Annotated in this window: 13 protein-coding genes; 8 read left to right on the top strand and 5 right to left on the bottom strand. The window is 58.6% G+C overall.

The window, feature by feature from the left end; all coding sequences use genetic code 11:
- Positions 1–3: 3 nt before the first annotated feature.
- The 3 genes from napE to folE form a co-directional block, all read right to left on the bottom strand.
- Positions 4–159 (bottom strand): periplasmic nitrate reductase, NapE protein, encoded by a 156-nt coding sequence (napE, locus tag ACYQ6M_RS07870; protein ID WP_023001088.1) that lies wholly within the window; start codon positions 157–159, stop codon positions 4–6.
- 207 nt (positions 160–366) lie between these two features.
- A complete protein-coding gene (gene hisI / locus ACYQ6M_RS07875) occupies positions 367–822 on the bottom strand; it encodes a phosphoribosyl-AMP cyclohydrolase (protein ID WP_228930153.1) in 456 nt (151 codons plus the stop codon).
- Positions 823–867: 45 nt separating this feature from the next.
- Positions 868–1,503, bottom strand: coding sequence for a GTP cyclohydrolase I FolE (gene folE / locus ACYQ6M_RS07880; RefSeq protein ID WP_023001090.1), 636 nt, complete (start codon positions 1,501–1,503; stop codon positions 868–870).
- A 288-nt stretch (positions 1,504–1,791) separates the two neighbouring features.
- Between folE and ACYQ6M_RS07885 the strand changes: the two genes are divergently transcribed.
- The 3 genes from ACYQ6M_RS07885 (at position 1,792) to ACYQ6M_RS07895 (ending at position 4,481) form a co-directional block, all read left to right on the top strand.
- Positions 1,792–2,244: an iron-sulfur cluster assembly scaffold protein gene (locus ACYQ6M_RS07885; RefSeq protein WP_023001091.1), complete on the top strand. Its 453-nt coding sequence runs from the start codon at positions 1,792–1,794 to the stop codon at positions 2,242–2,244.
- 17 nt (positions 2,245–2,261) lie between these two features.
- Positions 2,262–2,612, top strand: a complete 351-nt coding sequence (gene yidD, locus ACYQ6M_RS07890) for a membrane protein insertion efficiency factor YidD (RefSeq protein ID WP_208984189.1) — start codon at positions 2,262–2,264, stop codon at positions 2,610–2,612.
- Between the two features lie 78 nt (positions 2,613–2,690).
- Entirely contained in the window at positions 2,691–4,481 is a 1,791-nt protein-coding gene (locus ACYQ6M_RS07895; RefSeq protein WP_460073089.1) for a B12-binding domain-containing radical SAM protein, read from the top strand.
- Here ACYQ6M_RS07895 and ACYQ6M_RS07900 read toward each other — a convergent pair.
- Complete coding sequence (locus tag ACYQ6M_RS07900; protein WP_289808765.1) at positions 4,476–5,372, bottom strand: DMT family transporter; 897 nt, start codon at positions 5,370–5,372, stop codon at positions 4,476–4,478. The two genes, ACYQ6M_RS07895 and ACYQ6M_RS07900, sit on opposite strands and share 6 nt — an antisense overlap.
- A 135-nt stretch (positions 5,373–5,507) precedes the next feature.
- Here ACYQ6M_RS07900 and ACYQ6M_RS07905 point away from each other — a divergent pair, with 135 nt between their 5' ends.
- The 5 genes from ACYQ6M_RS07905 to ACYQ6M_RS07925 all read left to right on the top strand — a co-directional run bounded on the left by ACYQ6M_RS07905 (position 5,508) and on the right by ACYQ6M_RS07925 (position 11,864).
- Positions 5,508–5,960 carry an Lrp/AsnC family transcriptional regulator gene (locus ACYQ6M_RS07905; protein ID WP_031269318.1) on the top strand — a complete coding sequence of 151 codons (453 nt, stop codon included), beginning with the start codon at positions 5,508–5,510 and terminating at the stop codon, positions 5,958–5,960.
- A 147-nt stretch (positions 5,961–6,107) separates the two neighbouring features.
- Positions 6,108–7,292, top strand: a complete 1,185-nt coding sequence (locus ACYQ6M_RS07910) for a GNAT family N-acetyltransferase/peptidase C39 family protein (RefSeq protein WP_460073092.1) — start codon at positions 6,108–6,110, stop codon at positions 7,290–7,292.
- A gap of 4 nt (positions 7,293–7,296) precedes the next feature.
- On the top strand, positions 7,297–8,763 hold the full coding sequence (locus ACYQ6M_RS07915; protein WP_460073094.1) for a RimK family protein: 1,467 nt from the start codon (positions 7,297–7,299) through the stop codon (positions 8,761–8,763).
- A gap of 138 nt (positions 8,764–8,901) precedes the next feature.
- Positions 8,902–10,872, top strand: a complete 1,971-nt coding sequence (gene thrS, locus ACYQ6M_RS07920) for a threonine--tRNA ligase (RefSeq protein WP_023001097.1) — start codon at positions 8,902–8,904, stop codon at positions 10,870–10,872.
- Positions 10,873–11,015: 143 nt separating this feature from the next.
- On the top strand, positions 11,016–11,864 hold the full coding sequence (locus tag ACYQ6M_RS07925; RefSeq protein ID WP_460073096.1) for a lysophospholipid acyltransferase family protein: 849 nt from the start codon (positions 11,016–11,018) through the stop codon (positions 11,862–11,864).
- Between the two features lie 48 nt (positions 11,865–11,912).
- On the opposite strand, the gene ACYQ6M_RS07930 is transcribed toward ACYQ6M_RS07925, so the two are convergent.
- Positions 11,913–12,941: a hypothetical protein gene (locus tag ACYQ6M_RS07930; protein WP_370197133.1), complete on the bottom strand. Its 1,029-nt coding sequence runs from the start codon at positions 12,939–12,941 to the stop codon at positions 11,913–11,915.
- Between the last annotated feature and the right edge of the window lie 77 nt (positions 12,942–13,018).

Below are 13,018 nucleotides of genomic sequence, written 5' to 3' on the forward strand. Positions count from 1 at the left end.
GCATCAGCCCGTCGGCGGCCCAAGGACCAGCTGTGACATCCAGATGATAAAGCCGTAGCCGCCAACAATTGCGACTGAAAGCGCCGGGGCAAGCAAAACGGCCAACAGGATGAACGCAATCCGTTCGTCCCGTTTGCTTGGAACAGTATTGTCCGCCATAGCCTCTCCCTCAGCTTGCGGTCGATAGGGAATCAGGCACGGGGTGTTGATCTTGTTGTTCGCGCCTGACGAAAACTTAGGCGCAAGAGAGGTGGTTGAGATATACGTGATACTACTTAAAAGGTTGTTTCAAAAATTCGCAACTTAATATGTTTCAATGACTTGCAGCAGGGACACAGGTAAAATTGCTGGCCCTGGAGGCCAGGCTCAACTCTTGCCGTAAACTTCGTCGGGATCGTAAACCCGATCGGTTTCCACGCGTTCCAGACGCACCGTTCCGTCGTCGCTCTTCACGGTTTTTCTGTAGAAACAGGAGCGATATCCGACGTGGCAGGTTGCGCCATTGCCGGCAACCGAAACCTTCAGGATCAGGGCGTCCTGGTCGCAATCGGTCAGGATTTCATGCACGGTCTGGATCTGGCCGGAGGTTTCGCCCTTCTTCCAGAAGCTCTGGCGCGAACGGCTCCAGTACCAGGCCTCGCCGGTCTCGATCGTCCGCTTCAGGGCCTCGGCGTTCATGTAGCCAACCATGAGCACTTCGCCTGACGCCACGTCGGTGACGACAGCCACAATCAGGCCGTCCCGGTCGAACTTCGGCATCATCAGATCGCCGTTTTCGACCGTTGCCTTGTCGCCGCGCTCAGTCAGGTGGGTATTGCACATGGGAGGAAAGCCCTTGTCGTCATCGATAACGCAAGGGCTGAAAACTCAGAGACCCTTGCCGCGTACCAGAGACATGAATTTCGCCTGTTCGGCGGGATCGTCCTGGAATACGCCGGTAAACTGGGTGGTGATCGTGGAAACACCGGGTTTCTGGACACCGCGCATGGTCATGCACTGGTGTTCGGCTTCCAGCATCACGGCCAGGCCACGCGGGGCCAGAGCGTCGTCAATGACCGATGCGATCTGCGCAGTCAAGTTTTCCTGCGTTTGCAGACGCTTGGCGTAGATGTCGACAACGCGTGCCAGTTTGGAAAGTCCAACGACGCCTTCTGCCGGGTAATAGGCGATATGAGCTTCGCCGATGAAAGGCAGCATGTGGTGTTCGCAATGGGAATGGAACGGGATGCCGCGCACAAGGACGATATCCTTGTAGCCGCCAACATCTTCGAACGTCCTTGCAAGATGCTCTGCCGGATCTTCGAAGTAGCCACTGTAAAGCTGGCTCAGCGCCTTGACCACGCGCTTCGGTGTTTCCACCAGACCTTCGCGGTCCGGGTCGTCGCCGGTCCAGGCCAAAAGCGTGCGCACCGCAGCTTCCGCTTCTTCACGGCTTGGCCGATGCAACTGATCCGGCGACTTTCTTTCGAAGGTTTTTTCTACCGGCTTGAGGACAGCGTCCATGGGGATCCTCGCAATTTTACCCTTGTCACTCGTCATACGGCGCCCGCTGGTGCACAGATCAGAAGGTTCGGGCTTTTCAAGCCGCGGACCCTTATCATACTCCAGGCAAAAAGCGAACGCACAGTTTCTGAGCGGGAGGAGCCGGTTTCTAGCGTGCAAACGTCATGCGAAAGACCAACTGCGACCACTCTGCCCCTTGCGAATTTGCCGTGGCGTCTGATGTATATATATGAAAGCAGTGCGCCATCAATGTGTCGCGCATCACAGGCATTCACGAAGAGGCGAGTTATGCTCGACGACATTTATAACGCGAAGATCCTTGAATTCGCCGGAAATATCCCGCGGATCGGCCGTCTCGAGCATCCGGACGCAAGCGCAAAAGCTCATTCCAAATTGTGTGGCTCCACCGTCATTGTCGACCTTTCCATGAAGGACGGCGTCGTCACGGATTTTGCTCACGACGTCAAAGCCTGCGCGCTTGGCCAGGCGTCTTCGTCAATCATGGCTCGAAATATCATCGGCGCGCGCGCAGATGAGTTGCGCGAAGTGCAACAGACCATGCGCGCCATGTTGAAGGAAGGCGGCGAGGCCCCCACAGGCCGCTTCGAAGACCTGAAGTTTCTGGAACCGGTTCGCGAATACAAGGCGCGCCATGCCTCGACGCTTCTGACCTTTGATGCCGTTGTCGATGCGCTCGACCAGATCGAGGCGAAAGCCAAGGAAGACAGTGCGGTCGCGTGACCGCGGTTCTGCGTCCGATGTGTTCTTGCCATAACGAACCGCGAAAGCCGGATGGCCGATTGTCACCAATCGGATATGCAGCGATTGGGCTTATCTGGCTTTACCGCCATTCCCTGTCGCTCTTCATGGGGCGCACCTGCCGCTACGCGCCGACTTGCTCCGATTACACCGAGCAATCCATTCGCCGCTTCGGTTTTTGGGCCGGGGGGTGGGTTGGCTTGTCCCGGGTTCTTCGGTGTAATCCCTGGGGCTCCTCCGGTTTTGACCCGGTTCCTGATACCTTGCCGCCAGATGCGCACTGGTTTTTGCCCTGGCGTTACGGTCATTGGACCGGCAAGCACATACCGCCGGAACATCGTCTGGACTAATCGCTCCTCTGATCTGTTATTGACCCGACGTCAGGTTGGTGCAACGCTTGCCTCTCATGCCAGAAGGCGGAGGGAAGAATGAGCGGACGCGACTTCCATTTCGTGATGATCAAGCCGACCCATTACGACGACGACGGTTATCCGATCCAGTGGCTTCGCTCTGCAATTCCTTCCAACACGCTCGCCAGCCTGAACGGGCTCGCAGAAGCGGCCCGCACCCGTCAGGTTCTCGGGAAGGATGTCCGCATCCATCTTCATACCTACGATGAAACCAACAAGCGGGTTCGTCCGGAAAAGATTGCCCGGGATATCCGAAAAGCAGGCGGAAAGGCCCTGATCGCGCTGGTCGGGGTTCAGTCAAACCAGTTTCCCCGGGCGACCGACCTTGCCCGCAGGTTTCTAGGTCTTGGTCTGCCGGTGGCCATCGGCGGATTTCATGTCTCCGGCTGCATATCCATGCTGGATGAAATGCCGGAAGAGATGGTTCGGTTGCAAAAGGAAAGTGTCGTCTATTTTGCCGGCGAGGCCGAGGACGGGCGGTTGGACGATGTCTTCCGCGATGCCTTTTCCAACGATCTGAAGCCGCTTTACAATTTCATGGCGGACTTGCCGTCGCTGGAGGGCGAGCCGACCCCGATCCTGCCCACCCAGCACATTCGCTTCACGGCCGGATCGCATTCCAGCTTCGATCTTGGCCGCGGTTGCCCTTTCCAGTGTTCCTTCTGCACCATCATCAACGTGCAAGGTCGCAAGAGCCGGTTTCGTTCCGCCGACGATCTGGAGCAGATCATTCGCGATAACGTTGCACAGGGGATCGACCGTTTTTTCATCACCGACGACAATTTCGCCCGCAACCGGGAATGGGAGCCGCTGTTCGACCGGCTGATTCAGCTTAGGGAGCAGGAGAGTTTCGACATCAAGTTCATCATCCAGGTGGACACGCTCTGTCACCGGATTGACGGTTTCATCGAGAAAGCGACGAGGGCAGGGGTCAACCGGGTCTTCATCGGGCTGGAAAACATCAATCCGGACAATCTCATGGCGGCAAAGAAGCGGCAGAACAAGATCACCGAATACCGGGAGATGCTGCAGAAATGGCGGACCCACGGGGCAACCACCTATGCCGGTTACATCATCGGTTTTCCGGGGGATACCAAGGAGTCGGTCCTGCATGATGTCGAGATCATCAAAAAGGAGCTTCCGCTCGATCTGCTCGAGTTCTTTTATCTGACGCCGCTTCCGGGATCCGAAGATCACAAGGTGCTTTCAAGCAAAGGCATCTGGATGGATCCAGACCTCAACAAGTACGATCTCAATCACCGGGTGAGCCATCACCCGAAAATGAGCGATGAGGATTGGGAGGAGGCCTACCGGCAAGCCTGGGCAAGCTACTATTCGGATGGCCACATCGAAACGGTGCTGCGCAGAGCCGCGGCGCATCGCAAGGGGCGTCCGGGCAACAAATTGTTCCTGATGATGTGGTTCAAGCTGATGGTCGAACGCGAAGGCGTTCATCCGCTTGAGGGCGGTTATTTTCGCCTCAAATTCCGCACAGACCGACGCGGTGGGCTGCCGATTGAAAATCCGCTGGTGTTCTATCCGCGGTATCTTGCCGAAATCGTCGCCAAACATTGGGTCTATCTATCTGCCGTCTGGCGGGTTTACCGGATCTACCGGAGGGTCAAGGCATCGCCTGGCAGGCGGACGTATTCCGATCTTGCCATTGCCCCGATGAACCGGAGCGAAGAAGAGGATCTGGCGATGATCCGGGAAACACGCGGCGGCGCGGAAGCGGTTGCCAAACAGCTTCGCGATGCCGCGCTTTCGAAGGCCGGAAAAGACAGGGCGAAGGCTGCTTCGGCCCTATGATGGAGAGGCCGTAGCCTTGCGCCGAAGCAGCCGCCAGCCGAAGGTCATGCCCATCGCGGCAATGATGATCGCAGCCGCTCCGACAAGCTGCAGCGGTTTCAGCTGATGGCCGAAGGCTACATAGTCGACAAGAATCGCCACCACCGGATAAATGAAGGAAAAGGCACCTTGCAGATAGGTCGGCAGCTTCTGCACGGCGCCATACATGAGGATATACATCAACCCCGTATGAACGGCGCCAAGCGTGACAAGCGAGCCCCAGGCCATTGTACCTTCCGGCAGAGCGTTCCAGCTGACGAAGGGGGCAAGCATCAGGATGCCGACACAGACCTGTACCAGGGCGATCAGCTGTGGAGGCGTTCCCGTCAGCTTCTTGGTCAGCAGGGCCGCGACAGCCCAGAAAAAGGCAGCGCCGAGCGAGAGTGCTATACCGAGTGCATAATTTGAACCGGCATATTCGACAGCGCCGGGTTTTGCCTGGACGATCAGCAGGACACCGGCAAAGGCAATGACCAGCCAGCCGAGCTTGTTGACGGTGATCCGTTCTCCCAGAAACAGAATGCCGAAGCCGACCAGGATGAACGGCTGGGTATTGTAGACAGCCGTTGCTACGCCGATGGATGCCTCGGAATAGGCAGTGAAGAGCATTGCCCAGTTCACGACGATGGCAACGCCCCCTACGGCGGCAACGGCCAGTTTCTTCCAGGTCAGGTGCCGGCGGAGTAGGCCCTGGGCAGAACAGATGACAAGTAGCGCCAACGCACCGAAGGCGCAGCGCCAGAACACAACGTCGATGGCGCCCTGGCCGGAAAGGACCACGAAAAGTCCTATCGTTCCCAGAATGGTCATGGCGGCGGTCATTTCAGTGGCGCCGCGCAATGTCTTGTCCATTGTTGCCTCCAAGCGTTTCAGGATGGCCTTCATTCTGCCAAGGAGATGGATGCGCGTACTTTTGATAAATCAACAGAAGCTGATATTGTTTTGTGAAATGTAAGCTTATCTGCCGATTGGTGTTTCGAAATGAAGATGGATGAGACGGATATCAAGATCGTTGAAGCCTTGATTGACGACGCGCGCATGTCGTTGAAAGACCTGGCCGCTCACGTGGGATTGTCGTCGCCCGGTGTTTCGGAGCGGATCCGCCGTCTGCAGGAGCGCGGCGTCATTCGCGGCTTTACCGTGGATATTGATCCGAAGGTGCTTGGATACAGTCTGCAGGCGATCGTGCGCATTCGACCGCTGCCTGGAAAGCTGCATATCGTGCAGCAACTCATTCAGGAAATTCCCGAGTTTTGCGAGTGCGACAAGGTCACGGGAGAAGACTGTTTCGTCGCCCGACTTGCCATTCCTTCCATCGATCAGCTCGACGGAATTCTGGACCGGATTTCGGACAAGGCGGAAACCAGCACCTCGATTGTCAAATCCCAGCCGATCCGCCGCCGTCCGCCGCCCTTGGCTGTGGCTGAGAAGGCCTCTTGAGGCCCGCATTTCCGGGCCGTTAAGGCCTGAATGCAAAATGTGTTGCCGCAACGAAAATTCTCAAAGACAGCACCTGCAAATCGGTGTATTCCGCAAAGGCCGCCGACCGGTCCGTGCAGTCTCTAAACTGCCTCAGGGCCGTCGCCAATGTTGGATGGAGACCGGGTGCGGCGCACCGGCCTTTGGGTCTTTCAAGGCACCATGGACAAGGCTTCGCCCCAGGCCGAAACCGGGGATATTCTCATTCGCACTGCCGAGCCCGGCGATCTCGCCGAGCTGTTTCGCATTGAAAACGCCGCCTTTGCCGGCGATCGCATTTCCCGGCGAAGCTTCAGGCGATTTCTGGAGAGCCCTCGCGCACGCCTTTTGGTCGCAACCGGCGCAGACGGGTTGGTTGGGTACGCGCTGCTGCTCTTGCGCCAGGCAACCGCGCTGGCGCGGCTTTATTCGCTTGCTGTGGATCCGGCCTGCCGGGGGCAGGGGCTTGGCGCAAAGCTGCTGGAAGCGTCCGAAGTTGCCGCTTTCGACAGCGATCGCATTGTGCTGCGGCTTGAAGTGCGTGCGGACAATGAGGCGGCCATCGCACTCTATCAACGCAGCGGCTACCGGATGCTGGGCAGGGTAGAGGCCTATTACGAGGATGGCTGCGCAGCGTTGCGCATGGAAAAGCTGCTCCATGGTCCGGTGCTGGGCACCGGCAACGCGCCATATTACTCGCAGACAACCGAATTCACCTGCGGCCCGGCCTGTGCACTGATGGCGGCCCGGCATTTCGACCGGTCGGTTCCGGTAGAACCCTTGACGGAACTCACCCTCTGGCGGGAGGCAACGACGATCTATCTCGCCTCCGGTCATGGCGGCTGCGGTCCCTTCGGCCTGGCCAATGCGCTTGCTCGGCGCGGGCTTTCGGTCGAGGTCAGGCTGTTTCCCGACGAACTCCTGTTTCTCAATTCGGTTCGGAACCCGGAAAAGCGCAAGGTTCTGACCCTGGTACAGGAAGGCTACCGCTCGGAAGCCGCGCAGCTTGGTGTTGCCCGTTCGGAAACCCCCTTGGAAGCAACAGCACTGGCGACCGAGATATCAGCCGGTACGCTCGCGATCGTGCTCATTTCCGGCTACCGCATGTTCGGCCAGAAAGTGCCGCATTGGGTGCTTGTGCATGATGCGGACGATCGCCACCTCATCATTCATGACCCGTGGCTTGAGCGCGAGCGCCATGAAAGTCCGGCAGATGCTGCCAATCTTCCCATTCCCTTTGCCGAATTCGACCGCATGGCCCGCTGGGGCCGCAGCGCGGTACGTGCCCAAATCCTGATACGAAAGGACGCCTGATCCAATGTCTTCCTGGGTCATTCTGGTCGACAACCTCAAAGACCTCTCCAACACGGAAACGCCGCACAAGGTCATGACCGTGCGGGAGTATCTGACGCACCCGAAACTGTTTACCGGTGCCAAGCCGACCATTCTCAATCTTTCGCGCTCCTACGCTTACCAGGGGGCAGGCTATTACGCGTCGCTTCTGGCTGAAGCACGCCAGCACCGCGTGGTGCCGGTTGTCGAGACGATGATCGAACTGTCCCGCAAGCAACTCTATCAGCATGCCTTGCCGGAGCTTGAAGACCGGCTGAACCGCTGCCTTCGCAAGATGGCACCAGAGGCCGCTGGTGCGGTCTCTCGGCTGCTGATCTATCTCGGCCAGGTTGGCGACCCTGCATTTGAACCGTTCGCGCGGCTTCTGTTCGACTGGTTCCGGGCACCTGTGCTGGAGGTACTGCTGGAAGAGGGCGAATGGCGCAGCATCAAACGCATCCGGGTGCTGGCGGTAAATGACCTCGAAGCGGAAGAGCGCGCGCAATTTCTGGCAGCGGTGGAAAGCTATACCACACGTCCCTGGCGGGCGCCGAAACAGCGCGCCCTGATGAAGTACGCGATGGCTGTTCTGTCCGATCCCAAGGAAGAGTTGCCGCCATCCTCCATCGCCTCTTTGAAGCATATGGCCAAGGTGGCGGCGCGCCACGGGGTTGAAGTCGTGCCGATCGGCAAGGGTGATCTCGACAAGCTGGCGCAGTATGATGCGCTGTTCATTCGCGAGACCACCAACATCGACAATCACACCTACCGTTTTGCCCGGCGCGCCGTGCAGGAAGGCATGCCGGTGATCGACGATCCGGTGTCGATGATCCGCTGTACCAACAAGGTCTATCTGACCGAGCTTCTGGCAAGTCATGGCATCGCGACACCCAAGACCATCGTCCTGTCTTCCCTGAAGGAGGCGGGTGACCTGGAAGCCAAGCTCGGCTCTCCGATCGTTCTGAAGATCCCCGACGGTTCCTTCAGCCGCGGCGTGTTCCGGGTGACGGGCGCTGAACCCATCAAGGAAAAGCTGAAAGAGCTTTTCCAGGAAAGCGCCATCCTGCTGGCGCAGGAATATTGCCCGACGGACTTCGACTGGCGCATCGGTGTGCTGGACGGAGAGCCGCTGTTTGCCTGCCAGTATCTGATGGCCAAGAAACACTGGCAGATAGTGCGGCACGAGACCGGCAAGAAGGCCGTCGAAGGCGGGTTCAAGACGGTTTCCATGGCCGAAACGCCGCCAGCGGTGATCGATATCGCGGTTCGGGCGGCGCGGCTTATCGGTGATGGTCTTTACGGCGTCGACCTGAAAGTGATCGGCGAGCGGGTGGTGGTCATCGAGATCAACGACAATCCCAATCTTGATCACGGGGTCGAGGATCTTGCCGAAAAGGACGCTGTCTGGGATCAGCTTATCCGCTGGTTCGTACGCCGCCTGGAGGCGCGCTAGGGCAACACCGCCGGCCAAATCAAGGGAAATGCTTCGGAAAAGGTTGCCGGATTAGTTTGAATCCCGTATGCCCGGCCCGTTCCATTTCCTTTGAACAGCTTACCTGCCTTGTCTGCAGGAGTGAGCAGGAGAAAACCGATGATTGAACTTACTTTCCCCGACAATTCCGTGCGCGAATACGCGGCAGGCACCACCGGTCTCGCCGTCGCCGAAGGCATTTCCAAGTCGCTGGCCAAAAAGGCCGTGGCAATGGCTCTCGACGGGGAACTGAAAGATCTCACCGACCCGATCAGCGGCAATCACCAGATCGAGATCGTCACCCGCGACGACCCGCGCGCCCTTGAACTGATCCGTCACGATGCGGCTCACGTCATGGCCGAAGCCGTGCAGGAGCTGTGGCCCGGTACCCAGGTGACCATCGGTCCGGTGATCGAAAACGGCTTTTACTACGACTTCAAGCGCGTTCACCCGGACACGGGCGCCGACTGGCCGTTCACGCCGGAAGAGCTGCCGGTTATTGAAAAGAAGATGCGCGAGATCATCGGCCGCGGTGCACAGTTCACCAAGGAAGTGTGGAGCCGCGACGAAGCGAAGCGCTATTTCGCAGCCAAGGGCGAGGACTACAAGGTCGAGCTCGTTGATGCGATTCCGGAAGATCAGGAACTCAAGATCTACAAGCAGGGACAGTGGCTGGACCTGTGCCGTGGTCCGCATATGGTCTCCACCCGGCAGATCGGTGATGCCTTCAAGCTGATGAAGGTGGCCGGCGCCTACTGGCGCGGCGACAGCAACAACGAAATGCTGACGCGCATCTACGCAACGGCATGGCACAGCGAGAAGGAGCTCAAAGCCTACCTTCACATGCTGGAAGAGGCCGAAAAGCGCGACCACCGCAAACTGGGCCGGGAAATGGACCTGTTCCATTTCCAGGAAGAAGGCCCGGGCGTTGTCTTCTGGCACCCGAAGGGCTGGGACATGTTCCAGAGCCTGATCGCCTACAAGCGCCGGGTTCTGAAGGACACCTACAAGGAAGTGAACGCACCGCAGGTGCTGCACACGTCGCTTTGGGAAACCTCCGGTCACTGGACCTGGTACAAGGAGAACATGTTCTCCGTGCAGTGTGCCGATCCGGAAGCCGAGGACGAGCGTGTCTTCGCGCTGAAGCCGATGAACTGCCCCGGGCACGTACAGATTTTCAAGCACGGGCTGAAGAGCTACCGCGATCTGCCGATGCGCCTTGCCGAGTTCGGTGCGGTGCACCGCTACGAACCGTCTGGTGCACTTCACGGTCTGATGCGCGTGCGCGGCTTCACCCAGGACGATGCCCATGTGTTCTGTACCGAGGAGCAGATGGCGGATGAGTGTCTCAAGATCAACGACCTGATCCTGTCTGTGTATGAAGACTTCGGCTTCGACGAGATCGTGGTGAAACTGTCCACCCGTCCGGAAAAGCGCGTCGGCACCGACGAGGCATGGGATCATGCCGAAGCGATCATGTCCGATGTGCTGAAGCAGATCGAAGCCCAGTCGGGCGGTCGGGTGAAGACCGACATCTTGCCGGGTGAGGGTGCTTTCTACGGTCCGAAGTTCGAGTACACCTTGCGCGATGCCATCGGCCGTGAATGGCAGTGCGGCACCACGCAGGTCGACTTCAACCTGCCGGAACGCTTTGGTGCCTTCTACGTCGACAAGGACGGCGAGAAGAAGACACCGGTGATGATCCACCGCGCGATCTGCGGGTCCATGGAACGGTTCCTGGGTATCCTGATCGAGAACTTCGCCGGTCACTTCCCGCTGTGGTTTGCGCCGCTGCAGATCGTGGTGGCAACGATCACTTCGGAAGCCGACGATTACGGCCAGGAAGTGGCGGATCTGCTCAAGGCGAAAGGCCTCAAGGTCGAGACCGATTTCCGCAATGAGAAGATCAACTACAAGGTCCGCGAACACTCGCTGGCCAAGGTGCCGGTGATCATCGTGTGCGGCATGCGTGAAGCCGAGGAGCGGACCGTGAACGTTCGCCGTCTCGGTTCCAAGGACCAGACCCCGATGGGCCTCGACGAGGCGATTGCAGCGTTTGTTGAAGAAGCGACGCCGCCAGACCTGAAGTAAGGTTTTCCCTGGCATTAAGGGAAAATCTGACAGCTTGCACATTGCCCTGGCATCAGGGCAATGTGCTGTCACAATCATGAAACAGGGTGTCTGGTATTGGGTTCCGGATTTGCCACCGTTTCATCAGGGTCAAGACGACTGCCGTGAACTACGCTGAATTCAGTTATGCCAATCCTGAGCATCCACCGCTGAAGCGTTGGACCATCCGCACCATTGAAGGTCTCTCCGGCCGGCGAAAGCTGGTCAACATCTACGAGGTGTGGAAGGAAACGATGGTCGGCACGTCCGACTATATCTGGAATGACCTTCTCGGCCTGATCAACCTCAACGTTTCGGTTGCAGATGGCGAATGGCCGCCGAAGGATCTGCCGGAAGGTCCACTGGTGCTTATCGCCAATCATCCCTACGGCATTGGCGATGGTCTAGCGATCCTGGCACTCGCGGAACAGCTTGGCCGCCCGTTCAAGATCCTGATCAACAACGAGTTGCTGAAGGTGCCGGAAGTCCGGCCGTTTTCGCTGCCGGTCGATTTCGAGGAAACCAAGGAAGCGCTCAAGACCAATATGGCCACTCGCAAGGAGGCGCTGCGCCTGCTGCAGGAAGGCACGACCATTATCGTTTTTCCAGGTGGTGGCGTGGCAACGGCTGCCAAGCCATTCGGCCGTGCGGAAGAACTACCCTGGAAGACTTTCACGGCAAAAATGATACGGTCTTCGAGAGCGACCGTCCTTCCGCTTTACTTCGACGGGCAGAATTCCTGGCTGTTCCACCTGGTCAGCAGATACTCGCTGACCCTTCGTCTCGCGCTGCTTGTGCGCGAGTTCCGCCGTATCCTCGGGTCTGTGATGACCGCACGCGCGGGCAGAGCAATTCCGTTCGAAACGCTTTCGGGATTTGGCGATCAGAAGGAGATCATGGATTTCCTGCAGACCAAGGTCATGGAGATGGCGCCGCCCACACGAACCCGGCGTTTGCTCGGCCGACGGCGTTAGACGTCGCTACCTGGTCAGATCGTAAAGTCGCCGGGAACACGGCGCAGGTCAGTTGTTGATGCTGGACTGCTGCTGGCTGGCCAGTTCGCTGATGGAAGTGACCACTTCAACTTCGCGATCTTCACCCGGTTCCACCTGGAACGTGTGCAGGTAGGTGCGGCCATTGTTGCGGGCGAGGGCTTCATATTCGCCTTCTGCGAGCACGAAATCAGGGAAGGCACCTGTCGCCTCGACCACGACGTCCCCCCCCGGGCTCAGGACGGACCACGTCGTGTTGGCAATTGCTTCGCCGCCACGTTCGTTGACCAGTTTGAGCGTGATACCGGCGGCCTTGTGGAAGATCGTCGCTTCAGTGAGCTTGCCCGGCAGCACCTGAATATCGGCCCGGACGACAGCGTTCACATCGCCGTATTTGCTGACAACATGATAGGTGTTGGCGCTGAGACGGAGAATGGAGCCCGGCTTGACGTTGCTGGCAATCAGGTTGCGTTCGCCGCGCTGATTGAACTCCATGCCATAAAGATCGAAGGCCACGGCGCGCCCGTCGAGGTCTTCACCATCCTTGAGTGCCGCACCGAATTTGATGCCGCCCGCATTGAGCGTCACCATCTTCGACTGGACTTCCTTGCCGATGACGATGCGGTTGGTTGCCTGGGAGAAGCCGTAGGCGGTGTGAATCAGGTAGGTGCCCGGGTCGAGCCGGAATTCGGCATCACCACCTTGCGACGTTGCAACAAGTTGCAGGCGCCCGTCGGCATTGGTCGTTTCCGAATAGATCCGCCAGATGAGCCCTTCGTTCAGCGGAGGGCTGTCGGGCGTCAGCTTTGCCATCAGGTAGAGAGCGCCCTGCCGCAGGCCGCCCTTGATACCGGGGGATGATGCCCTGGCCGGCGCGTAGGGGACAAGCGTATCGGAAAAGAGGGGTTCCGGCTCGCGGTCGAGCAGGTTGATGATGGGTTCTTCAGGGGCAGTAGACGGTGCGTTCGGGTCCGGTTTTTCCGCAGGGGCCGGCGGTACGTCAGATGTCTGCGCCAAGGTCGCAGGAGCAAGGCCCATCGAAAGGACGGCGCTCAGCATTATCGAAAATGCAGTGCATCTGACTGCACGCTTCAAAGCCGATTGGCCGGAGAGGGGGGCTGAATTCACCATGCCTA

The sequence above is a fragment of the Roseibium sp. ROS1 genome (assembly GCF_054658215.1).